Origin of the sequence: Salinarchaeum sp. Harcht-Bsk1, from assembly GCF_000403645.1 — an archaeon.
GTDB lineage: Archaea > Halobacteriota > Halobacteria > Halobacteriales > Salinarchaeaceae > Salinarchaeum.
On record NC_021313.1, the window covers coordinates 403317 to 426970 of the forward strand.

Here is a 23654-nt window from a genome sequence, read left to right on the forward strand (position 1 = left end):
TTGCGTCGTGGTACTACCTGACGTAATCGGAGTGCGACGCCGTGCTTACCGAACGGCGGCCCCTGCAGCGATGGACGTACGGTCGGGTTACACACGGCACAGAGTGGTGAAACTCGTCGAACGCTGGAGAGCGTTCGTCACACCCGCGAACGGTACCTGGCTGCCTACCGGAGACCACTGAACTGTTTCTACGATCGCCGTACCTGACCACTGCGCTTCATAACAAAGGGCCGAACGCCTGCCACCTCGACACGCATGTCACGCACCACGACATCGCGCAGGCGGTTCGGGGCAGTAATCGCGAGTGCGATCACGGTCGGACTCGCTGGCTGTGGCGGTGGCGGTGACGACAACGAGACCGAAGAAGACGGCGTGACCGACGACGAGACGGCGACAGGCGACGACACGACTGGAGACACCACCGGCGACGAGGACACTGACGGAGAACCAGTGACGGGCGACGACGAAAACGAGACGGACGACGACGGCAACGTGACCGACGGCGCTGGGAACGAGACCGACGGCGCTGGGAACGAGACCGATGGAGAGGGGAACGTGACAGAGGACGGTAATATGACGGACGAGGACGGAAACGTGACCGGCGACGACGGGAACGCGACCGATGGCGAGAATACCACCATGGACGGGAACGAGACCGATACCTGACCCGATATCGGGACAAAAGGTTAGTCGCGTGCCGACGAAGAGGGGCCAGTGTCGTTCGAGACGCCAGACGGCTACGACGGGCCAGTGCTGGAGCGGCTGGCCGAGAGTGTGCCCGTCGAACCCGACGTCGAGAGTGCTGCGTCCGACGCCGAACTCCGCGTTCGAGCGCCCTTCACCGACGCAGTCGTTGGCACGGTGCCGGCGTGCTCTCCTGACGCGATTCGGGGCGCGGTCGATCGCGCCCGCACAGCCCAGGCCGACTGGAAGCGTCGGCCCGCGTCCGAACGGGTCGCCGCGATCGAACGCTTCGAGGACCTGATTCACGACCACAGGGCCGAGTTGCTGGATCTCGTGCAACTCGAGAGCGGCAAGACCCGATACGACGCGCTCGAAGAGTGCGGCGACGTCGAATTCACTGCGGGGCACTACGCCGAGCGAACGGAGGCTTACCTCGAGCCAGAGCGCCACCCTGGGCTCGTTCCAGGGCTGACGCGGGTTCGCGAACACCACGATCCCTACGGTGTCGTCGGGATCGTCTCGCCGTGGAACTACCCGCTCACGCTCGCCATCTCGGACGCGCTGCCGGCACTGCTGGCCGGCAACGCAGTCGTGCTCAAACCGGCCGAACAGACGCCCTTCACGGCGCTCTACGTGGAGGAGTTGCTGGCGGAAGCCGGCGTTCCATCAGCCGTCTTCCAGGTCGTTCCCGGTCGGGGCGAGACGCTCGGTCCGCCGCTGATCGACGCCGTCGACGCGGTGAACTTCACTGGCTCGACCGCCGTCGGTCGCGAGGTCGCCGCACAGGCCGCCGAGTCGCTGATCCCCGCGACGCTCGAACTGGGCGGGAAAGGGCCCATGATCGTCCGCGAGGACGCCCCGCTCGGGCGCACCGTGACCGGTGCCCTCCGTGGCGCGTTCGCCAGCGCCGGCCAGCTCTGCATCGCCGTCGAGCGGATCTACGTCCACGAGTCGATCGCCGACGAGTTCACCGATCGGCTCGTCGAGCGGGTCCGCGGCCTCGACCTCGGGACCGAGTTCACCTACGCTCCGGACGTGGGATCGATGGTCTCCGCTGACCAGCTCGAGCGCGTCGAAGCCCACGTCGACGACGCCGTCGCGGACGGCGCGTCGCTGCTGACAGGTGGTCGGCGCCGTCCGGACGTCGGCCCGCTCGTATACGAACCGACGGTGCTCGGCGAGGTTCCCCCCGGAGCCGACGTGACCTGCGAGGAGACTTTCGGCCCCGTCGTTACCGTGACGCCGGTCCCCGACGACGAGACGGCGATCGAGTTGGCCAACGACACGCCGTACGGGCTCCACGGGAGCGTCTGGACCGACGATACGGCGGCAGGGCGCCGCGTCGCCCGGCGACTCGACTGTGGGACGGTCTGCGTCAACGACGCCTACATGTCGATGTGGGGCTCCACGTCGGCACCGATGGGCGGACGCAAGGATTCGGGGCTCGGTCGGCGACACGGAGACCAGGGGTTCGAGAAGTACACCCGCTCCCAGAGCGTCACGGTCCAGCACGGGCACCCGTTGACGCCGATCTCCGCAGTACCGAACCGCGTCACGGCGTGGGCGCTCGCGGCCTACCTGCGCGTCGTCCGGGGGCTGGGAATCCGATGAACGGGAGGATTCGATCGCAATGGTGACGATGAACGGGAGGACCCGATCGGGATGACGAAATTTCTCACCGGATTCCCGGGCTTTCTCGGCGCGGCGCTCACCGAGCGCCTGCTCGAGCGCGACGAATCCGTGGTCTGCCTCGTCCAGCCCGAGTATCTCGCGGAGGCCGAGGAACGAGCAGCCGCGATCGTCGATCGAACGGACGCACCGTCGACGGCGGTCACCCTCGTCACGGGCGACGTCACCGAACCGGAACTCGGTCTCGACGATCCCGACGATCACCAGGAGGCGACCGACGAACTGTACCACCTCGCGGCGATCTACGACCTCGGCGTCGAGCGCGAACCGGCCGAGCGCGTGAACGTCGCGGGGACAGAGGCCGTGCTCGACTTCGCGATCGACGCCGACGTCGACCGGCTCCACTACGTGAGCACGTGCTACGTCAGCGGCCGCCACGACGGCGTCTTCGGCCCGGAGGACCTCGACCTCGGCCAGACGTTCAACAACCACTACGAGGCGACGAAGTTCGAGGCGGAAGTCGCCGTCCAGCGGCGGATGGACGAGGGGCTCCCGACGACGATCTACCGGCCGGCGATCGTCACCGGCGACAGCACCACCGGCGAGACGGCGAAGTACGACGGCCTCTACTACCTGCTGGACCTGATCGATCGGCAGCCCACGATCGCTGCCGCGCCCGTTCACCCGCCGGCGGACAGCTACGAGTTCAACGTCGTCCCACGGAACTTCGTGGTCGACGCGATCGCCCACCTCAGCGCTCGCGAGGACACAGTCGACGAGGTCTACCAGCTCTGCGATCCGAGCCCGCCGACGGTCGGCAGGCTCACGAGCATCTGCGGCGACGCACTCGGTCAGCGCGTACTCGGGGTGCCCGTCCACGCCCGCCTCGCAGGTCGCGCGCTGGACGCAGTCCCCGGGCTCGCAGACCGACTCGGACTCGAACCGGCCTCGCTCGACTACCTCGGCCATCCGACCAGCTACGTCTGTCCGAACACGCGACGCGCGCTGTCGAAGACGGCCATCGAGTGTCCGCCGCTAGAAAGCTACGTCGACGAACTCGTGGCGTTCAAGCGAGCGAACCCGTCGATTCGGACGACGGCGATGCAGTGAACGCGATCACCCGATAGCAAGCTGTCTCGATTCGGCGGCGGTTGCACCCGACTCGTCCGCTGTGACCGAGGTGCCATCGGCCCGACCTGCCTCCGACGGGGCTTTCAGTGTCGGCCTGCTTTCGCCTGTGTGGATTCTCACGAGGTCCGTCGCGAATGGGCGGAACGCTCCGGCGAGTACTCGCCGGACTACTACGCGTACTACGGGCCCGACGAGACGAGCGAGTCGGTCCGCAGCATCGCAGATCGCCTGACTGGACCCGACCCGGCGATCCTCGAACTCGGCTGTAGCTCCGGACGACACCTCGCCCACCTCCTCGAGCACGGCTATCGCGACCTCACAGGCATCGAACTGAACGGCGACGCCTTCGACGTGATGGCCGACGCCTACCCCGACCTCGCGGCCGACGGGACGTTCTACCACGACTCGATCGAGGCTGTCGTCGAGGCGGTGCCGGACGATCGCTTCGACCTCGTCTACTCCGTCGAGACCCTCCAGCACCTCCATCCGGACGCGACGTGGGTGTTCGACGAACTCGCGCGGATCACCTGCGGCCATCTCGTGACGATCGAGAACGAGGGCGACGACCAGGAATCGCCCCCCGGAGATGCCGATCCGGTCGAGGGCGTGAGCTACGTCAACGACGAGTTCCCCCTGTACTACCGCGACTGGGACCGGATCTTCACCGAACGCGGCCTCGAGAGCGTGCCCGTGACCGACGACGAACGGTCCGTCGTCCACGGCGTCGACACCGTGCGGGCGTTCCGAAGCGTGGCGACCGTCGAAGAGTAGCCTGACATCGGTGGTCAGCGCGCGGAAGCTTGCTCGACCGGTCCTCGTCGACTGGCCTCCGAGCGCACTCATTCGGTCGGAACGGCGGCCTCCCGATCGGCTCCCGAGCAGCGTCGATAGAGCGCCGCCACGATGGCCGCGACGACGAGGGCCACGATCGCTACGACTGCCACTTGACGTAGACGGTTCTGCGAGGGTCCGGAGGCTGCAGCCGACGGTGGTTCGTACGCGAACGCCCGAGGAACGTCCTCGTCGGCTGGAGCGGCGACGAGCGCGGCGAACTCCTCGGCGAAGGCCGCCACTTCGTCCCAGTCCGTGTACTCGTAGTCTCGAGACGTGTCGGTGTCGCCCGTCGCGAACGCTGCGGCGACTCTGAACAGCTGGCGCTCGACGGGGCCGTACTGCGAGTACGCGAGCGCGCCGCCGAAATCGCCGACACGATCGGGCGTCCACCCGGTCTGCTCGACGAGATCGTCCACCCACTCTCGCGTCGAGTCCACTGCCCAGTCGGATTCCGAGACGCCGGCGATCGAGAGCTGGAAGAACGCGGACAGGCGATCCACGAGCGCGTCTCGATTCGCGTCGATCCACTCGACGACGGCCGGCAGGTGCGCGCGGTTGTTCACCGGCGAGCCGACCACCACGGCGTCGTACGTCCGGAGATCGACCTCCGGTTCGACCGCGACGTTTCGAATCGCGACGTCGAGGTCCGCGTCGCCGAGCGTCTCGGCGATCGCTTCGGCCGTCTTGGCCGTCTGTCCCTCGCCGGTCGCGTACGCGATGAGAACGGCTGTCATGTGGGGACCACGTCGAGCACTACGACGCCGAGCCGTGTAAAGCTGCGACGGCACCGAAGCCGTTCGAGCGCTGCCAGTACGATTTCCGGTCGTTAAACTCGTCTACTGGGCGCGCTCGCCGATGCTCGTCGGACGGGCACGCCACCAGCTACTGCGTGCGATCTACAAGGGACTGCAGGGCCGGGATCGAGATTCCGTTCCCACAGCGGGAGGTCTGGACGCGCGAAACGCCCGACGGTGCCGTCGCTGGCCAGGTACCCAGGGACGTTCCAGTCACCACGGGAACTCGGCAATCGGCGAGACTGACTAACTGACTGACGAGCGGGTCGCTGTCGACCTGGTGTCGATCGCTCGTCCGGGGACCGGTCGAGCACACCGCAACGCCAGGGCTGTCTGGGGTGCTTCGATGTTGAAAAACGCGCAGACGTCGTCGAGAGACGACGCTACCGTGTCGTGTTACTGTCGGACGACGTTGGTCGCGCGGGGGCCCTTGGGGGCCTGTTCGATGTCGAACTCGAGCTCGGTACCTTCAGTGAGATCCTCGCCGCCAACGTCCTCCATGTGGAAGAACACGTCGTCGTCCGCGTCGTCAGTCTCGATGAAGCCGTAGCCGCCAGTGTCGTTGAAGAAGTCAACCTTACCGTTTGCCATTGCATCCTATCCGAAGCCCGTTCGGGGGATAAGGGTTCCGTATCTGTTTTCCAATGACAGCGTTTCACAGACGTGTATCCGAATCAAACCCAGATTGGTGGATAAATGACCACGTGTGTCGACCGTTCGGCGCGTACCGTGCCCGGTTCGTCGGGAAGCGGGGGCGGAACGGCTGATTCGGCAGTTCCACGGCGGCGCGACGGTGCGTCGGACGTACTCCAGGCCAGTGAGTACGACGGGGAGGCGATCGCTCGTCGTGAGACCTCTTACCCGGCACTCGCAGGGCGGCGGCCTATCGGCCGCGGTCTCGAAGCCAGCCTATGGTCCCCCAATCGGCAGCGGACGTCACGAGCGACGGCGAGCAGGCCGCCCAGGAGGCCGCGGTGGAGATAGCCGTCGAGGCGGCGGACGGCACGATCACGGCGACGCCGGACGAGGCCGCCGCCCTCCGCCGCACCCGCGTGGTGAGCAACCTGCTCGACGAGGCCGTCCGCGTGCCGGGCACGGACTACTGTGTCGGCCTCGATCCACTGCTCGGCGTCATCTCGGGCTACGGCGACGCGGTCTCGGCGGCGATCTCGCTGTACCCCATTCTGGAGGCCCTCCGCCTCGACGCGCCGAAACGAACGCTCGCGAAGATGCTCGCGCTGGTCGCCACCGACTTCGCGATCGGATCGATTCCGGTCGTCGGCACGGTGTTCGACGCGGTCTGGAAGGCCAACGCGTGGAACGTGCGTGCGCTCGAACGGCACATCGACGCCTCCTGAGCCTCGTCAACCAGGCAGGGGAGTGTGATTCATACGTTGGGAGAGAGTAGTAGCACTGTGGCGACGATCATCCGAGGCACGGTCCCTGCAACGGAGTTCGCCCTCTCTCACACGCTTGAGACGGTCCCGGCAGCCGAATTCGAGTGCGAGCGGATCGTCAGGAGCGGCGAGCACTCGATCATGCCCCTGCTGTGGGTGCGAGCAGACGACGCCGAGGCAGTCGAAGACGCGCTCGCGGCAGACCCCACCGTCGAAGCGGTGAACCGACTCTCGAGCTTCGACGACGAACACCTCTACGAGATGCAGTGGATCGACCACGTCCGGCTCCTCCTGCACATGCTCACGAACGGCGGTGCGACGGTTCTCGACGCCTACGGGCGGGACGGCCGCTGGCAGCTCCGCGTGCTCTATCCGAATCGTGATCACTTCTCGACGACCCACGAGTTCGCGGACGAACACGGGATGACCTTCGACGTCGAGTCGATCCGCGAGATGGACGGCGAGCCGGCCGGGCGGTTCGGCCTCACCGACGCTCAGCACGAGGCCCTCACTGCCGCGGCGAAGGCTGGCTACTACGAGGTACCCCGCGAGGTCACGCTCGAGGAACTCGCAGACGACCTCGGGGTCTCCCACCAGGCGCTCTCCGAGCAGCTCCGGCGCGGTACCTGTGCGCTGCTCGAAGATACGCTGCTCATCGGGATGACTAACCAGGAAGGAGTCTGAGCGAGCGAAACGGAAGGGGACGGCGACGGTCCTTCGGGGAGCGGCCGCCTGGTTCGATAGCGGTGGGGAGCGACGGCTCGCTGGGGCGCCAGTCGGACGCGATCGCCTGGCGGGCGAACGCCTCGCTGACCTGCGTGACGTCATCGAGGGCGCCCGCTTCCTCGCGAGGCCGAGCGCGGCGAGGGAACGGGCGAAGCGGGCGCAGGCCGACGAGTCGGAGGGAGAAGATGCCCAACGACCGTGAACGGCAGGCATCGGCACTGACGACTGGTGAAGGCAGCCTCGGCTCGCGTCTGGATTCACTCGAGCAGGAACGGCTGCGTCCCCGTCTCGCTCCCACCCGGCGCGACCAGCCGAGCGCGGACGTACTCCCCGACGCCGTCGACGTCCCGGTAGTGCAGTGCTGGACCGCGTTCGACGACGGCGCCGTCGGAGGCCCACTGGATCTCTTCCCAGCCGCGGGCCGCGACCGACAGGACGCCGCGATCGGGGTCGTGCTCGACCGAATCGAGGATCGGCGGCGCGTCGACCTCGACGTGCTGGTAGACGAACCGGCCCTCGACCAGCGCCTCGCGGACCGATGCCTCCGTTAGCTCCTCGAGGTAGCACACGTTTCGGGAGCCGTCGAAGGTGTAGCCGGCGTCCCGTCCGTGGTAGTCGTCGTTCGCGAATCCCCAGACGGGGCGCTCGTTGCCGAGCAGCTCCTGGAGGGCGTCCCAGACGTCGCGATCCGTCGGATACCGGTCGGCGGCGTTGACGACCTCGACGCCGAGGAGGTGTGGATTGGCCAGGAAGTGCTCGACGTACCACTCGGCCGTTTCGGGATACCGGCCCGGGTGAGGAAAGACCGCGAGCCCCTCTCGATCCCCGATCTCCTGCAGGGCGTCCGCGACGGTCATGCCCGAGGTGTCCGCGAGCCCGGAGAAGTAGCTCAGCAGGTCGCGATCGAGTCCCTCCTCGCTGCCGCCGAGTTCCGCGCCTCGGATCGCGACCATCCCGAGGTCCTCGGGGCTCCGATCCCAGTCGGTCCAGGGCCACGTGGGTTCGTCGATGGCGTACTCGTGGCCGGTCAACGCGAGCACGGAGTAGCCAGCGTCGGCGTAGTCGTCGATGACGGTCTCGGGCGGGTCCCTGCCGCTGTGGCCGTTCGTCGGCGGGTGAGCGGTGTGGGCGTGAAGCTGGGCCTTGTGCCGCTCGACGGCGTCCCAGTCGACGTCCGCGTAGGGGTTCAGCCGGAGGGTACGCATGGATGCGAATTCACGGTCGCTGGACGGGTACCGTTTTGGGGCCGAACGGGCGGATCGGGTGAACGAGCGGGGCTCGCCGCGAGCGGAACAGCCATCCGACTGGCAGCGGAGGCGTCGGTATGGACTTCCCACGACTCGGCCTCGGGACGATGGGCATCGACGATCCCGACGCCGTCACGACCGCGATCGACCTCGGGTACCGACACCTCGACACCGCACAGATCTACGACAACGAAGCCGTCGTCGGCGAAGGAATCGACCAGGCTGGCGTCGACCGCGACGACCTCCTCGTCGCGACGAAGCTCTGGATCGACCAGCTCGATCGGGTTCGGGAGAGCACTGTGGAGAGCCTCGATCGGCTAGGCCTCGATTCGGTCGACCTGCTGTACGTCCACCGTCCGAAGGGCGCGTACGATCCCGAGTCCACGCTCTCGGCGATGGCGGAGCTCCGGGATGACGGCCTGATCGACGGAATCGCCGTCAGCAACTTCGAGATCGGGGACCTCGACCGATTTGCAGACGTGCTCGGCGAACCGCCCGCAGCAAACCAGGTCGAGTATCACCCGCTCTTCCAGCCCGAAGACCGACTCGAGCACGCTCGCGAGCACGACTACCCTCTGGTGGCCTACTCGCCGCTGTCCGGTGGCGAGGTCGACACCGTCGAACCGATCGTCGAGGTCGCGGATCGCCACGGGATCACGCCCGAACAGGCGAGTCTGGCGTGGCTCCTCGCGAAGGGAATCCACCCGATCCCGAAAGCGTCGAGCCGCGAGCACCTCGAAGCGAACCGGGCCGCGCTCGACGTGGAACTGACCGACGAGGACGTTGCCGCCATCGACGCCGTCGAACGCGAGCACGAACTCTACCCCGAATAAGACCGCCCGCTCCGACCCCGCTTACGCCAGAGCGGGCTGCGTCGATCCGACGCCGAACTCCCTGCCATCGAGGTGGGGTACCACCAGCGGTAAAGGACCGCCGTACGTCCGATCGCCCATGTCCATTCTCGAGCAGTTTCGACTCGACGGCAAGACGGCGATCGTGACCGGCGGTAACCGCGGCATCGGCAGAGCGATCGCGGAGGGGCTCGCCGACGTCGGCGCGAACGTCGTCGTCGCGAACCGCGACGGCGAAGCGGGTGATGAAGCGGCCGCAGAAATCGCCGACGACTACGACGCAGAGACCCTCGCCGTGGAGACGAACGTCACCGAGGAGGCAGCCGTCGAGGCCATGGTCGAGGCGACCGTCGAGCGCTTCGGCGGCGTCGACGTCCTGATCAACAACGCCGGCATCGTCCACCACAATCCCGTCGAGGAGAAGTCGGTCGAGGAGTGGGAGCACACCATCGACGTGAACCTCACCGGTGCGTACCGCTGCGCGAAGCACGTCGGCGAGGTCATGCGCGAGAACGAGGACGGCGGCGTGATCGTCAACGTCTCCTCGATGTCCGCGTTCATCGCGAACTACCCCCAGCACCAGGTCGACTACCAGGCCTCGAAGGGCGGCCTGGAGGCGTTCAAGAACCAGCTCGCCTCGGAGTGGGCCGAGGACGGCGTCCGCGTGAACAACGTCAATCCCGGCTACGTCTTCACCGACAACATCGTCCACGACGGGGACGTCGTCGAGACCTGGCGCGACGAGATGCTCGTCGAGGAGTTCGCCGAACCCGACGACATCGCACCGCTCGTGGTCTACCTCGCGAGCGACGCGTCGGGCTACGTGACCGGCGAATCGGTGGTCATCGACGGCGGCTACACCGTCCGCTGAGGACGCGCGACGCGCGGGTCCAGCCAGGCCTGGATCGCCCGTTCGGACGCCGCGACGTCGGGCGGCACTCTCGAAACCGCGAGATCCGCCGTCTACCGCCCCTCTCTGCGAACCCAGCGGTCGACGGCGGTCCCCGTCCAGGGTCAGTTCAAACGGAGGCCGCAACCGAGGAAGGCAGGTACGACGTCAGGGACTCTGCGTCGACGATGTAGGCCCGGATGAAGGAGTCGTCGACGTGAGCGTACACGATGCCCGTGGTGGGATCGATCTGACGGAAGGCGCTCGCGAAGGTGATCGTCCGGGCGGTGGGGTCGCGGATGAGCGGTTCGGGCGAGGTCCACTCGACGGTCCCGTCCTCGTAGTCGTAGATCATGAGCCCGATCGAGAACGTGCCGTAGCGCGTCCGCTCGTCGTCCATCACGTTCTCCTCGCGGCCGTTGAGGATGCCGACCCGCTTCCGGTCGCCGGCGTCGACGAAGGATGGCGGGAGGAGTGGCCCGGGCGAGGCGTGACCACCGCACCAGTCGTCGCCGTCGTCGGCGGGATGGAAGGCGATGGGGCCGTACTCCCACGGGCTGCCCGGCTCCTCGGCGATCGCGATGCGGACGACCGAGTAGTTGGTACCGTCCTCGACGTCGACCGACTCGACGAGGTTCTTCCGATGCCCCGCGCTGGACTCCGGGGCGATCGCAGGCTCCTTCGCGCCGGCGTGGACGTCCTCGACGGGGCCGAGGACGGGGTCGGTCATCTCGAGGGATCTGAGGTCCTCACCGATTGCGTGGCCGAGGTACATGACGGTACCGCGAGCTGCGTCGTAGAAGGGAATCGTACAGTAGAGGTGCAACGGACCGTCTGCGGGAATGCGACAGCAGACCGGGTCCTCGAACCCGAGGAAGTCGTGCGTGCGGTACTCGGGTAATCCCCAGACGACCTCCTCGCTGCCGAGGATCTCGATGGTGTCACCGGTCTCGGCGGTGAACGGCGAGGTCGGCTCGACCAGCCGGAGGACGCTCCTGTCGACGTAGCCTGGCACGTTCACGCTTCCCTCGCGGCTCTCGATGCAGCGCATGATGCCGAGGGACTCGGACTCGAGCGGGTCGAACTGGACCGCCATGATGTGGGTCGATCGTCCCTCCGCGTGGATGACGGGGTGATGGACCATCTCGACGGCGTCGTTGAGGCTGGCGGTCTCGATGCCGGTAGTCAGGCCGGCCGCCCGCTCGGTGCCGCGATAGTCGTTCTGCTCGGGGACCATGCCCAGGGCTTCGGGAGCCAGCGGCAAATCGTTTGATCCGACCAGCATCCGGACGAGAATCGGGATTTCGCAGCCGGTGTCGGGGCCACCAGTGCGGCCTGGGACCACGTCACAGAGGCGTGGTCGATAGCAACCCGTTTTTGCCACCGTCGAGTCCATTCGCCAATGAGCTACCGGATCGGACTCGTCGGCAAGCCCTCGGTGGGCAAGTCGACGCTGTTCAACGCCGCGACGATGAACGACGTGCCCGAGGGCGCGTACCCGTTCACGACCATCGACCCCAGCATCGGCGAAGCCTACGTCAGGACGCCCTGCGCCGCCCCCGAATTCGAGGAATCCTGCCAGCCCTCCGTCGGCGCCTGTGAGGACGGCACCCGCTTCGTCCCCGTGAAACTCGTCGACGTCGCCGGACTCGTCCCCGGCGCGCACGAGGGCAAGGGCCTCGGGAACCAGTTCCTCACGGACCTCAACGAGACCGACGTGCTCGTCCACGTCGTCGACTTTTCGGGGACGACGGACCTCGAAGGCGAGCCAACGGAGGGCCACGACCCCCGCGACGACGTGGACTTCCTCGAGGCGGAACTCGACGCCTGGTACCTCGACATCCTCGAGAAGGGCATCGAGCGGTACGAGAGCAAGCACATGGCCGATCCCGACCCCGAAGCGGTCCTCGCCGAACAGCTCTCGGCCTTCGGCATCGTCGCGGCCGAGGTCAAGCAGGTGATCCTCGCGCTGGGGCTCGAGGTCGCGCCGCTTTCGTGGGACGACGAGGAGAAGGAGGAACTCGCCCGGGAGATCCGCAAGCGAACGAAGCCGATGGTCGTCGCGGCGAACAAGATGGACACGGCGGCCGCACAGGAGAACTGGGAAGCGATCACCACCGATCCCGACTACGACCACCTGGAGTTCGTGCCCGTCTCCGCACACGCCGAGAAGGCACTCAAGTCCGCCAAGGAGCAGGGCGCCGTCGACTACACGCCCGGCGAGGACCACTTCGAGATCACCGCAGACCTGCCGGCGGACCAGGAAGCCGGACTCGAACAGATCCGCGAGTTCGTCGAGTCCTTCGACGGCACCGGCGTCCAGCAGGCACTCGAGACCGCCGCGTTCGACGTCCTCGACCTCAAGGCCGTCTTCCCGGGCACGGACTCCGGGAACTGGACGAAGGGACCCTTCCGCGATTGCTTCCTCCTCCCCGCAGACGCGACCGCCGAAGAGTTCGCCTACCACCTCCACTCCGACATCGGCGACGGCTTCCTCCACGCGATCGACTGCCGGGACAGTCGGCAGGTGAGTGCCGACGCCGTGCTCGACCACCGCGACGTGGTGGAAGTCGTCTCGACGAATCAGTGACCGACCTCCACCGCATCGCACACTTCTGAGCGGTATCGCCGCAGCAGTTCCGGCGGATCTGGATCGATATAGCCAGCCTACCAATCCACCCTGGACGCCGTAGCAGTACGTCCATGGCCTCCAGAGAGACAACAGCGACGACGCCGGGCGAGAGCCAATCGTCGGCCGAACGGGACGGACCGCTCACCGCTGCACCTCGCTACCGACGCTTGCGGCGCTGGAACGCCGTGATGGCCGTCTTGCACTTCGTGCAGGGTGCAGCGATGCTCGCGCTGGCCGACTACGTCGACTGGCCGGTCACCTACACGCGCTACGAGTTCGACGAGGCGACCGAGACGCTCGCACCGATCGCAGCGGACTGGGCGGAGGTACCCCTCCCGCTGCTCGTCGCCGGCTTCCTCTTCCTCTCCGCCCTCGCTCACGCCACGATCGCCACCGTCCGGTACGAGCAGTACGTCCACTACCTCGAGCGAGGGATGAACCCCTATCGCTGGTACGAGTACTCGGTGAGCGCGTCGGTGATGATCGTCGTCATCGGCATGCTCTCGGGGATCTGGGACCTCGGCGCGTTGCTCGCGCTCTTCGGACTCACCGCGGTGATGAACCTCTGTGGCCTGCTGATGGAACAGCGCAACGAGGATCGCGAGCGGATCGACTGGACGCCGTACTGGGTCGGCGTGCTCGCGGGGATCGTGCCCTGGATCGTGATCGCGATCACCTTCGGCGGCACGGTGCTGGCTGCGGGCGGCGACTTCCCGGAGTTCGTGATCTACATCTACGTCTCGATCTTCGTCTTCTTCAATCTCTTCGCGGTGAACATGGTCCTCCAGTACCGCGAGACGTGGCGCTGGAAGGAGTACCTCTTCGGTGAGCGGATGTACGTCCTGCTCAGTCTGGTCGCGAAGTCCCTCCTCGCGTGGCAGGTGTACTTCGGGACGATCAATTCGCCCATCTGACCCGGAATCGATCGGGCGGCGGGACCCGCGCGAGCGAGCGTCGTCGAGTGTCGGTGCGTCAGCGGACGAGTCCGGTGGGTAGCCGCTATCCATCGGCCGACAATCGTGCCTGGTCGTCGCCAGCGATTCGAAGCAAGATGTCGCGATACCCGGACCAACGAGGGGCAGCCGGTAACTACCGTTTTTCCCCTCCCCGTCGAACGTGAGCACATGGCAGAATCGTCAGTCAGCGACGAGCGAATCGAGGAGACCGAATCGTGGCCAGAACTCGCGATCGGGCTCTACGACCGACTCACCGGCCGCGGCGCAGAGATCGTCTACGAGTTCGACGACATGGCCGTCGAGGTGCCGAGCAAGACGGGCGCGGACGCCGAACACGCCCACTGGGAGCTCGACGGGACCCTCAAGATCACGACCCGCGAGCGTGACTGACGAAGCGTTCGTCGCCAGAGCGCCGCTCTACGTCGAGAGCGACCTCACGTTGACGTTCGGGGACAACGAGGTGCCAGTGCGGTCGACTGGCGATCGGCTCTTCCTCGAGTTCCCCTCGATCTCCTCGGCGCTCGGGGCGACGCGCGGCTTCCCGACGACTCAGCGTGGCGAGTTCCACGACGTGTTGACGGCGGCCGATCTCGCGCTGGAGATCCGAGCGAGGGACCGGACGATCGCCACGCTGGGCGCTGGCACGAGAGCCGGCCCCCTATCGAGGCAACTCGGCGTCGCTCCAGCAGCTATCAGGCTCGGCGGGATCCTGTCCGCTGGCTGGGCGACGCTGAACGCCGTCGCCGACCTGCTTCGGTAGCAGTCCACGAGAGCGAACGGTGGCCGCTGCGACCCGATCACGCCCGAGACAGCGCCGATAGGTACCGAGTCAAGCGCGACGGAGATGGCTCCGCTACAGGAATACGCGTATGGATCAGCCGACAGTACTCGTCGTCGGTGGCGGTGCGACCGGCGCCGGGATCGCGCGCGACCTCGCACTCCGGGGTGTCGACGTCACGCTCGTCGACCGCGACGGACTCGGCAGCGGCACCTCCGGCCGTTCGCACGGACTGCTCCACAGCGGTGCACGCTACGCCGAGGCCGATCGGGTCGGCGCCGAGGAGTGCATCGTGGAGAATCGCATTCTCCGGGACGTCGCCGGCGAGTGCGTCCGCGACACCGGCGGCCTCTTCGTCCAACTCGCCGACGACGACCCGGCGTACTTCGACGCCAAACGCGAAGCCTGCGAGTCGGTCGGCATTCCAAGGACGGTCCTCGACGCCGACGAGGCCAGAGCGAGCGTCCCCGACCTCGCCGACGACGTCGTGCGCGCGCTGGAAGTCCCCGACGGCGTGATGTATCCCTCGCGGCTGGTTGCCGCAAATGCAGCCGACGCACGCGAGCACGGCGCGACGATGCTACTCGACGCACCGGTCGACGGCATGACCGTCGAGGACGGACGGATCGAGGCCGTCCGACTTGGCGGCTCCGTCGACGAACGGATCGGCCCGGAGTACGTCGTGAACGCCGCGGGTGCGTGGGCCGGCCGGATCGCCGCGATGGCGAATCTCGAGGTCGAGATGCGCCCGACGCGCGGAGTGATGGTGTCGGTCGAGTACGACGACCTCGGACCCGTGCTGAACCGCTGTCGCGAGCCCGACGACGGCGACATCGTCGTGCCACACGACTCGGAAGTCGTTCTCGGAACGACGAGCGTCGCAGTGACGGATCCGGACGACTACGCGACCGAGGAGTGGGAAGTAGCACGCACCTACGAAGAGTGTGCAGCGATGCTTCCGCCGGTGGTGGACGCACCCGAAGTCCGCACCTGGTGGGGCGTTCGCCCGCTCTACGCGCCCGACGAGGACGAGCGGGGCGGCCGTGGGATCTCTCGTGGATTCTTCCGGCTCGACCACGCGGAGGACGGCGTCGAGAATCTCGTCAGCGTCGTCGGCGGTAAGTTGACGACCTATCGCCAGATGGCGGAAGCCACCACCGACCTCGTCTGTGAGCGCCTGGGCGTCGACGCCGAGTGCACGACGGCGGACCGTCGGCTGCCTGGCGCGGACGACCCCGACCGACTCGACGCGTTCGTCGCCGAGTTCGACGGCCAGGGGCCGACCGACGAGGACGTGGTCCACGGCGGATTCTGAACGAATCACCGGATCCTGAACGGATCGACCACGGTTCGAGATGATCCACCCCGGTCGAGGTGTCCCAACGATGTCCAGCTATACGAGGAGCACCAGGAGAAACCCGAGCAAGATTGCGACCGTCACGAACAGCTGTACGACTGCCGATCCGAGCACCCCGATCGTGGCGTAGAGCGACGCTTTCGATCCCTGCCGCAAGTCACCGTGCAGGTAGATCTCGGTGGCGAACACGGCCACGGCGATGCCGAGGACGGTGCCCACCGGTCCCGCGACGAAGAAGGCGAGGGTGCCGACGATCGCTGCGACGACCGCACTGGCGGTCGAGGCACCGCCGGCTTTCGAGGCGACCGCGCTCGCGAGCCAGTCGAGGAGCACGGTTCCGACCCCGAGGACGACGCTTGCGACCACGAAGACGAGGCCCGGCTCGCCGTAACCGGTGCTCCACCAGTACAGGAGCACGCCACCAACGGACAGCAGTGGACCCGGGAGCATCGGCGTGACAGACCCGACGACGCCGACGAGCAACAGGAGGACGGCGAGCGCGAGCCAGAGTGTCGTCGTCACGTGTCTACGGTAGCGGCTGTGACTTGTGAATGTGGCTCTCTCGACCGGCCAACTCACTCTAGCTGGTGAGAGTCGAGTTCGTACCAGCGTCGAGTGCGTCGCGAACGGCCTCACTCGGCGTCCCGATCGACTCGGTCGAGGAGTGCAGCGTGCCGACGTCGTCACGCCGCACGACGACGTTCCTTTGCAACGCCGGATCGGTGTCGGGATCGTTCGCCCGATCGGGCGACTGGGCCGATCGGCGGCCGGCTCGATACGAGTCGCTTGCGGTTCGAGCCCTGTACAGACTCGGTCGTGGGTTCGTCGCCGACTGATACTCTTCGAACGCAGCGGTCGGTACGCTACTCTCGATCAGAGCGACCCGTCCCGGGCACGGCGGCGGATGGTTCGGGCCCGATCGCGGATCCGAGACAGCTCCTCGTCGGACTTCCCGTCCAGGTGGCTGTAGACGAGCCCCATCCGATGGTTGTCCCGGAGCCGTTTCTCGTTGCGGTCCAGAAACGCCCAGTACAGCGCGTTGAACGGGCAGGCGTTCGCACCGGTCGTTTTCGACTCGTCGTACGGACAGTTCGCGCAGTAGTCGCTCATCCGATCGACGTAGTTCGCCGACGCGGCGTACGGTTTCGTCGAGAGGGCATCGGTTCCGAAGACGCCCATCCCGACCACGTTGGGCGTCGTGACCCAGTCGTACGCGTCGACGTACGCTGCGCGGAACCACCGGTCGAGCTGGGCCGGCTCGACGCCGTAGAGCAGTGCGAAGTTCGAGAGAAGCATCAGCCGCTCGATGTGGTGGGAGTACCCGCGAGTCCGGACGCCGTCGACGACGTCGGACAGGCAGGCCATCTCGGTCTCGCCGGTCCAGTACAGGTCGGGGAGGTCCCGATCGGCCCCGAGTTGATTCGCGGTCGCCAGCGCCGGCATCCGGCGGCGGTACACGTGGCACACGAACTCCCGCCAGCCGATGACTTGCCGAACGAAGCCTTCGACGCTCTGGAGCGGTGCCTCGTCCGCTTCGTAGGCACGAATCGCGCGCTCGACGACCTCGCGAGGATGGAGCAGCCCGAGGTTCAACGACGCCGACAGCAACGAGTGGTGCATCGCGAACTCGTCGGCGACCATCGCGTCCTGGTAGGGCCCGAACTGCGGGAGCCGCTCGTCGACGAATGATTCGAGGGCTCGCAGACTCGCGTCTCTGGTCACCGGCCACCGGAACGGCTCCGGATCGGCCCAGTCCGTCCCGAACGGTCGCTCGTCGTACCCACCGGTGAAGGTCTCGTCGACCCAGTCGACGACCTCGCGGGTGAGCGTATCCGGCTCGAACACGGGTGGTTCGGGCGGTCGGTACCCCGCTGGCGGCGTCTCGCGGTTGTCCGCGTCGTAGTTCCACTCGCCGCCGATCGGATCATCGCCGTCCATAAGGTACCCGGTCTCTCGCCGCACGAACCGGTAGAACGACTCGTGGCGAAATCGCGTCTGGTCTGGGTCGGCCCAGTCGTCGAACTCCTCTGCAAAGCACAGGAACAGTTCGTTTGCCACGACCTCGAGCGTTCCACCGCGACTCGTCACCAGGTCGTCGAGGTGGGCCGCCGCACCGTGGTTGGCCGGTGCCATCATGACCAGATCGTCGCCGGGATGCTCGTCGAAGTGCTCGTCCAACCCATCCTCGAACGTGTCGACCTTTCGATACTCGACGTCGAAGCCGGCATCACCGAGTTCGTCGCGGAAGTGCCGCATCGCGCTGTAGAGGAGCACGAGCTTGTGGGGATGGTAGGGCAGTCGCCGGCCGAGCGCCCGGGATTCGATCAGCAGCACCCGATCTCCAGGCGTTCGATCGGCGAGCGGCCCGACCGCCCGGGTCAACTGATCGCCGAGAACGAGGACGGTCATCCGTCCGCAACTAGACGCCGAGCGCTGTTATAGATTGGACTGCGTCGGCGGCCGGATTCGTGAGGTGACTCCCGAGGCGCGTGCGTCGGTAATCGGTGTCCTCGGAACTCACGACTCACAATCTATCCACAGTGAATGCGTTTTTCGGCTCCACGGGAATCGCTCAGTTCGTCACGGTCGAAGTTTGGTAATCGACGGGTGTTCACGTTGCTCCCGGCCCGTTGTTACTGTTCGTCACATCCCTGTAGTGTATGGAACGAACCTCGGCCACACTCGACGAAACGACTCGGGACCGTCTCCAGACACCTATCACCACCCACAGCGGGCCGGTCGTCGGTGACCCGCTCGTCCACCGCGCTTGGACCGTCGGTAGAATGTCACTTACTTCCCCCGTCCGGCCACTTCGGTCGGTATGATCTCGTCGCTATCGAAGGCGACGCTGCTCCCGCTGCAACTCGGCCAGCGTGAAGTGCTGGATCACATCCGGGACAACCTCCTGTTGAGCGCATCGCTGTGGATCAACGTTGCACTGGCCGGGCTCTCGGTATTGCTGTTCCTCTACATGGCCCGCGACGTGCAAAGCCGGCGTACCCGTCTCATCTTCGCGGCGACGATCTTCATCCCGCTGGTGTCGCTGTCGAGCTATCTCGGCCTGATATCAGGGCTAACGGCCGGTTTCCTCCAGATGCCGGCCGGGCACACACTCGCCGGCGAACAGGTGCTCGTCCAGTGGGGCCGCTACCTCACCTGGACGCTCTCGACGCCGCTCATCCTGCTCGCACTGGGACTGCTGGCAGATGCCGACACGGTGGACCTGGCTGCCGTGATTGCAGCCGACATTGCGATGTGCGTGACCGGCCTCGCCGCAGCCCTGACTGTCTCTTCGTACGGCTTCAGGTGGGCCTTCTTTGGCGTCAGTGCTGCGTTCTTCCTCGTGGTGCTATACGCGCTCCTTGCCCGGTGGCCCGACTCGGCGGAGGGTGCCGGTACGGACGAGATATTCGACACGCTGCGTACCGTGACTGTGGTGCTGTGGATCGGCTACCCGGTCGTCTGGGCGCTTGGTGTCGAGGGACTCGCGCTCGTCGACTCGACGGCGCTCACCTCATGGGGCTACTCGCTGCTCGACATCGGAGCGAAGTACGGCTTCGCGTACCTGCTCCTCAGCTGGGTGGCCAGCAACGAGGAGACGGTGGCGGGCGGCCCGCTCAGTGGGGCCCGCGGTGACGTCTCGGCGACACAGGACTGACCGTCGGGCTCCGATGCCGCGCGCAGCGTCGAGATTCCTTCGTTTCGAGGGCCCTAGCACGCCTCCAGTCCGTGTTCAGGTCCGGACGGAAACTGATCGGGGACTCCCGGACGCCGTGGACGTACGCACTCCGGACCGGCTCCAGATCGTCGGTCTCCCGATCCCTTCGGCTCTCGCGACCAGCGTCGACAGGCCGACCCGTGCCGACGCCGATGCGGTACCCGGCTACTCAGTACCCCAGCGTGTCGAGCGTCGCTTCCAAGGGCTCCAGATACGCTTCACCGAAGTGCCGAACGTGCGTAACCAACGGGTAGAGTTGGTAGACGTGTTTTCGGTCGTCGTAGCCCGAATCGGCGCCCGCGCGCTCGCGGTACCGCTCGAAAAAGGCGTCGCCAGCCACCTCTGTCCACTCGGCATACGCCAGTTCGACCTCGGGGTCGGCGTAGTAACACGCCGGGTCGAGGAACACCTGAACTGATTCGCCGCCGGTCAGCACATTCGCGGACCAGACGTCGCCGTGGACGAGCGATGGCGTAGGGTCGTGGTCCAGAAGTGCGGGAAGGTCTGCGGCGAGGTCGTCGATTCGCTCGGCGAGGTCGGGCGGCAGCTCACCGTCCTCGCGGGCGCGACTCGCCGCGTACCCGAGCCGTTCGTCGCCGAAGAACGTCGCCCAGCCGTCCGTCCAAGGGTTGGGCTGGCGGTACGCACCGGTCAGCGTGTCGAAGGGGAAACCGAACTGGTCGGCTTCAGTGGCGTGCAGGGCGGCAAGTCGGTCGGCCAGGTCGCGTTCGACGGCTGGCGTTACCGTCGATTCTCCCGCAACGAACTCCATCACCAGCAGGTCCGGGGTTACGTGGTAGACGTCGGGGACGCGAAGGCCACCCTCCGAGCGCAGGTGAGCGAGCATCTTCGCTTCCGTCCGCAGGTCGGTATCAGCGGTCTTGACCACGACGCGTCTGTCGTCGGCGAGGTCGACGCGATGGACGCTCCCGACTTCTCCGCCGTCGAGTTCGATTACGGCCGTTATCCGGGAATCGGCCCAACCGGCGACCTCCCCAGCGGTCGTGTCGTTCACCATCTCACGCTGTCAGGCCGCACACATAACCACTCGGGCTGCAGAGCCGTGTGCCGGTCGGAAGCATCTGTTCGTGGCCCGAGTCGGAGTCGACGTCGCAGCACTCGGCCATCTGCCGCGAGAAATGGTCGGCCTCGGCACTCATAGGGCTCCTCATCGCCGGTTGCCGAGACCGGCTCGGAATCGGTGCCGTCGTCATCGGCCACGCGTGAGTTGGGAACCACACCTCAAGAACGCACCGTCAGCCGATCCGAGGCCCTCACTCCGGCACTGCCCACAGCCGGTCGCTGGTCCGCACGCTGTCCAATGAAAACGATCCCAGTTGTGAAACCCGAACCTTGCCCGAACTGCCCCGACCGATCCGTGCCACGACTTCACCGCAGTAACGCGTTCCTACCTCGCTCACCGGACAGATTGCAGACTCCCCCGTGCAGTGGTACCACGGTACAGCATCGCCCGCGATGCTTATGCGCGTCGACGGCTAAAGTGACGTTACATTGTTCATCGGCCACGCACTCCTGGCGTTCGCCCTCGCGGTGCTGGTCGCCGAGTGGCGAGGCTGGCCGACCCACCGCGCGTTCGCGATCGGGATCGCGACCGGGCTCTTCGCCGCCGCGCCCGACGTCGATATGCTCTGGACAGTCGTCGCCATAGAGCCCAGCGAACTCGTCGTCGGGACGCGGATCCAGCCGGGCGAGTTCTGGGGCTCCGCACACGGCATCCACCGCTCGATGACGCACTCGTTGGTCGCGGCGGCGGTCGCCGGCCCGGCGTTCGGTCTCTGGACCCTGCGACGATCCCGCGGTGCCGACCCGCTGGGCTGGAGCACCGACGACGCGTCCGGGACCGACGGATTCGACCGGCACACCCTCGTGAGCGTTGCCCTCGCGCTCGCAGGATTGAGCGTGCTCGTCACGGCGGCGGTGCTCGCGAGCGGCTTCGTCGGCGGCTTCGTGATGACCGCGTTCGTGCTCGCTGGTCTCGCGATCGCGACCGCCTCCCGGATCTACCTCGGACTCTCACCGGTCGAGATCGGAATCGCCGCCGTCGCGGGGATCGCCTCGCACCCGTGGGGCGACCTGGTGACCGGCGAGCCGCCGGCGCTCCTCTACCCCTTCGACGTCCAGCTCATCTCCGAGCGAGTCCTGCTGAGTGGCGACCCGACGCTCCACCTGCTCGGCGCGTTCGCGATCGAACTCGCCGCCGTGACGATCGCCGCGATCGTCCTGGCGAGAGCCGCCGATCTCGATCCGATCCGGCTCGTCGATCGCCGCGCGGCAGCGGGCGTGCTCTACGGCGCCGGCGCAGTCGTGATGGTGCCGCCGACGATCAATCTCTCCTATCACTTCGTGTTCTCGATCCTGACCGTCGGCGTCGTCCTCGGCGGACTCCGACGCTCTCCGCGGAGCCCCTACTCGCTCCGGAACCTCTACCACCGCTTCGTCGGTGACCCCGAGGCCGCACTCCGGACGACGTTCACGGCGCTGGCGGGGATTGCCGTCGCGCTGGTCAGCTACGCCGTGGTCTATCTCGCACTCTGAGCGGCGGATACCAGGCGCGATAGCCTTGGCTGGCTTTCCGTCGCCACTCGACGGACCGCTGGGCTTCGACGTAGTCACACAGCGTTAATATGGGCTACGCGCTTACCGGACTCCATGTCGAACGTCGGGCTCGAGGATCTCCTCGACGAGGGGCGGCGGAACGCTGCCGCATCCTGGTTCCTCGTGGCGATCGCTGCAGCGACCTGGATCGGCGTCGTCGTCACCGTTGGGGTCCTCTGGTCAGTGTTCGCCCTCGTGATCGTGGTCCTCTCCGTGCTACCACCGATCGTCTTCCGCTCCCGGTACGTCATGCTTCCCTGGGAAGTGCTGGCGATGGCCTCGCTCCCGCTGCTCGGGATCGCAGTCGGGGCACAGCGGCTATCGGGACCGCTCTTCACCTACTTCGCGATCGCCGCCGTCGCGCTGGTGATCGTCGTCGAACTCGACTCGTTCACGTCCATCCGGATGTCGCCGGGTTTCGCGATCGTGCTCGTCGTCGCGGCGACGATGGCGGCCGCGGCCGCGTGGGCACTCCTCCAGTGGTACGCCGCGATCTTCCTCGATCGGACCTACGACATGACCAACGACGAACTGATGATCGAGTTTACCTACGCATCACTGGCCGGCCTCGGTGCTGGGCTCCTCTTCCGGACCTACTTCCGGCGGCGCGTCGTCGCCACCGACCGAGTTCCCGAATCGCTGCGTGAGGAACTCCGCGACGAACTGATCCCGACGACGGACGGGGAGGTCGACGATGTCTAGGCTCTCCCGCGTGCTCCCGTCGGAGCGACGACAGCAGCAGGCGACGCGGGCCATGGAGATATCGCTGATCGGCCTCCTCTTCGTGGGAGTCGAACGGGGCAGTCCTGGAATCATCGTGAACACAGCCGTCGCGCTCGCGGTTTTCCGACTCCCCGCCGTGCTCGAACGGGATTACGGGCTCCCGATGGACCCACGGCTGACGCTCTGGATCTCCGCGGCAGCCTTCCTTCACGCCGTCGGCACGGTCGGGATCCCCGGCATGGGCTGGACGTTCTACAAGGGGCTCTGGTGGTGGGATCACCTGACGCACTCCCTCTCGGCGTCGGTCGTGGCCGCCGCCGGATACACGACCGTCCGGGCAATCGACATCCACTCCGAGGAGGTCTACGTGCCACCGCGCTTCGCGAGCGTCGTCATCCTGATCTTCGTGCTGGCGTTCGGCGTGCTCTGGGAGCTTCTCGAGTTCGCGATCGCCGTCGCCGCAGACGAAATCGGGACCGCGACGGTACTCACCCAGTTCGGGGTCGAGGACACCCTCAAGGACCTGACGTTCAACACCATGGGAGGGATCCTCGTCGCGATCTGGGGTGGGATCTACCTCACCGACCTCTCGAGTGCGATGAGCGAGAAGTTCGCGCGACGCGACGGTACCTGATCCGAGAGCGGCGCGGCACTGCCACCTGATAACCAGTCGGCCAATTCGAGGGATGCAA

At 66.7% G+C, this 23654-nt stretch carries 24 protein-coding genes; 17 read left to right on the forward strand and 7 right to left on the reverse strand.

The features are described 5' to 3' along the window. Positions 1-255: 255 nt before the first annotated feature. The 4 genes from L593_RS02005 to L593_RS02020 all read left to right on the forward strand — a co-directional run bounded on the left by L593_RS02005 (position 256) and on the right by L593_RS02020 (position 4215). Positions 256-666, forward strand: a complete 411-nt coding sequence (locus L593_RS02005) for a hypothetical protein (protein WP_020445243.1) — start codon at positions 256-258, stop codon at positions 664-666. Between the two features lie 48 nt (positions 667-714). After that, positions 715-2295 (forward strand): succinic semialdehyde dehydrogenase, encoded by a 1581-nt coding sequence (locus L593_RS02010; protein ID WP_020445244.1) that lies wholly within the window; start codon positions 715-717, stop codon positions 2293-2295. A 51-nt stretch (positions 2296-2346) separates the two neighbouring features. Beyond that, positions 2347-3423 carry an SDR family oxidoreductase gene (locus tag L593_RS02015; protein WP_020445245.1) on the forward strand — a complete coding sequence of 359 codons (1077 nt, stop codon included), beginning with the start codon at positions 2347-2349 and terminating at the stop codon, positions 3421-3423. 129 nt (positions 3424-3552) lie between these two features. Then, positions 3553-4215: a class I SAM-dependent methyltransferase gene (locus tag L593_RS02020; protein ID WP_020445246.1), complete on the forward strand. Its 663-nt coding sequence runs from the start codon at positions 3553-3555 to the stop codon at positions 4213-4215. A 68-nt stretch (positions 4216-4283) separates the two neighbouring features. On the opposite strand, the gene L593_RS02025 is transcribed toward L593_RS02020, so the two are convergent. Further along, positions 4284-5012 carry a flavodoxin domain-containing protein gene (locus L593_RS02025; protein WP_020445247.1) on the reverse strand — a complete coding sequence of 243 codons (729 nt, stop codon included), beginning with the start codon at positions 5010-5012 and terminating at the stop codon, positions 4284-4286. A 456-nt stretch (positions 5013-5468) separates the two neighbouring features. Further along, positions 5469-5663: a cold-shock protein gene (locus tag L593_RS02030; RefSeq protein ID WP_020445248.1), complete on the reverse strand. Its 195-nt coding sequence runs from the start codon at positions 5661-5663 to the stop codon at positions 5469-5471. Positions 5664-5983: 320 nt separating this feature from the next. Here L593_RS02030 and L593_RS02035 point away from each other — a divergent pair, with 320 nt between their 5' ends. After that, positions 5984-6430: a DUF4112 domain-containing protein gene (locus L593_RS02035; RefSeq protein ID WP_020445249.1), complete on the forward strand. Its 447-nt coding sequence runs from the start codon at positions 5984-5986 to the stop codon at positions 6428-6430. 57 nt (positions 6431-6487) lie between these two features. After that, positions 6488-7153 carry a helix-turn-helix domain-containing protein gene (locus L593_RS02040; RefSeq protein WP_020445250.1) on the forward strand — a complete coding sequence of 222 codons (666 nt, stop codon included), beginning with the start codon at positions 6488-6490 and terminating at the stop codon, positions 7151-7153. Between the two features lie 299 nt (positions 7154-7452). On the opposite strand, the gene L593_RS02045 is transcribed toward L593_RS02040, so the two are convergent. Next, entirely contained in the window at positions 7453-8400 is a 948-nt protein-coding gene (locus L593_RS02045; RefSeq protein ID WP_020445251.1) for a hypothetical protein, read from the reverse strand. 119 nt (positions 8401-8519) lie between these two features. On the opposite strand from L593_RS02045, the gene L593_RS02050 reads away from it, so the two are divergent. After that, positions 8520-9275: an aldo/keto reductase gene (locus L593_RS02050; protein ID WP_020445252.1), complete on the forward strand. Its 756-nt coding sequence runs from the start codon at positions 8520-8522 to the stop codon at positions 9273-9275. Positions 9276-9393: 118 nt separating this feature from the next. Continuing rightward, positions 9394-10164 carry an SDR family NAD(P)-dependent oxidoreductase gene (locus tag L593_RS02055; RefSeq protein ID WP_020445253.1) on the forward strand — a complete coding sequence of 257 codons (771 nt, stop codon included), beginning with the start codon at positions 9394-9396 and terminating at the stop codon, positions 10162-10164. A gap of 148 nt (positions 10165-10312) precedes the next feature. Here the strand turns inward: L593_RS02055 and L593_RS02060 are convergent, their stop codons facing one another. Further along, entirely contained in the window at positions 10313-11419 is a 1107-nt protein-coding gene (locus tag L593_RS02060) for a hypothetical protein (RefSeq protein WP_049893774.1), read from the reverse strand. 165 nt (positions 11420-11584) lie between these two features. Here L593_RS02060 and L593_RS02065 point away from each other — a divergent pair, with 165 nt between their 5' ends. From L593_RS02065 to L593_RS02085, 5 genes are all read left to right on the forward strand, one after another. After that, on the forward strand, positions 11585-12772 hold the full coding sequence (locus L593_RS02065; RefSeq protein ID WP_020445255.1) for a redox-regulated ATPase YchF: 1188 nt from the start codon (positions 11585-11587) through the stop codon (positions 12770-12772). 113 nt (positions 12773-12885) lie between these two features. Further along, positions 12886-13728, forward strand: a complete 843-nt coding sequence (gene heR, locus L593_RS02070; RefSeq protein WP_187292631.1) for a heliorhodopsin HeR — start codon at positions 12886-12888, stop codon at positions 13726-13728. Between the two features lie 210 nt (positions 13729-13938). Next, positions 13939-14160, forward strand: coding sequence for a hypothetical protein (locus L593_RS02075; protein ID WP_020445257.1), 222 nt, complete (start codon positions 13939-13941; stop codon positions 14158-14160). After that, entirely contained in the window at positions 14153-14530 is a 378-nt protein-coding gene (locus L593_RS02080; RefSeq protein ID WP_020445258.1) for a hypothetical protein, read from the forward strand. The genes L593_RS02075 and L593_RS02080 overlap by 8 nt, the downstream gene beginning before the upstream one ends. A gap of 109 nt (positions 14531-14639) precedes the next feature. Beyond that, positions 14640-15863, forward strand: a complete 1224-nt coding sequence (locus tag L593_RS02085; RefSeq protein ID WP_020445259.1) for an FAD-dependent oxidoreductase — start codon at positions 14640-14642, stop codon at positions 15861-15863. Between the two features lie 78 nt (positions 15864-15941). Here L593_RS02085 and L593_RS02090 read toward each other — a convergent pair whose 3' ends face one another. After that, entirely contained in the window at positions 15942-16427 is a 486-nt protein-coding gene (locus L593_RS02090; protein ID WP_020445260.1) for a DUF456 domain-containing protein, read from the reverse strand. Positions 16428-16778: 351 nt separating this feature from the next. Next, positions 16779-18314, reverse strand: a complete 1536-nt coding sequence (locus L593_RS02095) for a cryptochrome/photolyase family protein (RefSeq protein ID WP_020445262.1) — start codon at positions 18312-18314, stop codon at positions 16779-16781. Between the two features lie 412 nt (positions 18315-18726). Here L593_RS02095 and L593_RS02100 point away from each other — a divergent pair, with 412 nt between their 5' ends. Then, positions 18727-19563: a bacteriorhodopsin gene (locus tag L593_RS02100; RefSeq protein ID WP_020445263.1), complete on the forward strand. Its 837-nt coding sequence runs from the start codon at positions 18727-18729 to the stop codon at positions 19561-19563. A 229-nt stretch (positions 19564-19792) separates the two neighbouring features. Here the strand turns inward: L593_RS02100 and L593_RS02105 are convergent, their stop codons facing one another. Beyond that, complete coding sequence (locus L593_RS02105) at positions 19793-20641, reverse strand: fructosamine kinase family protein (protein WP_020445264.1); 849 nt, start codon at positions 20639-20641, stop codon at positions 19793-19795. Between the two features lie 494 nt (positions 20642-21135). Here L593_RS02105 and L593_RS02110 point away from each other — a divergent pair, with 494 nt between their 5' ends. The 3 genes from L593_RS02110 (at position 21136) to L593_RS02120 (ending at position 23596) form a co-directional block, all read left to right on the forward strand. Then, complete coding sequence (locus L593_RS02110) at positions 21136-22179, forward strand: metal-dependent hydrolase (protein WP_020445265.1); 1044 nt, start codon at positions 21136-21138, stop codon at positions 22177-22179. A gap of 114 nt (positions 22180-22293) precedes the next feature. Further along, complete coding sequence (locus tag L593_RS02115; RefSeq protein ID WP_020445266.1) at positions 22294-22941, forward strand: hypothetical protein; 648 nt, start codon at positions 22294-22296, stop codon at positions 22939-22941. Continuing rightward, a complete protein-coding gene (locus tag L593_RS02120) occupies positions 22934-23596 on the forward strand; it encodes a hypothetical protein (RefSeq protein ID WP_049893779.1) in 663 nt (220 codons plus the stop codon). The genes L593_RS02115 and L593_RS02120 overlap by 8 nt, the downstream gene beginning before the upstream one ends. Positions 23597-23654: the final 58 nt, after the last annotated feature.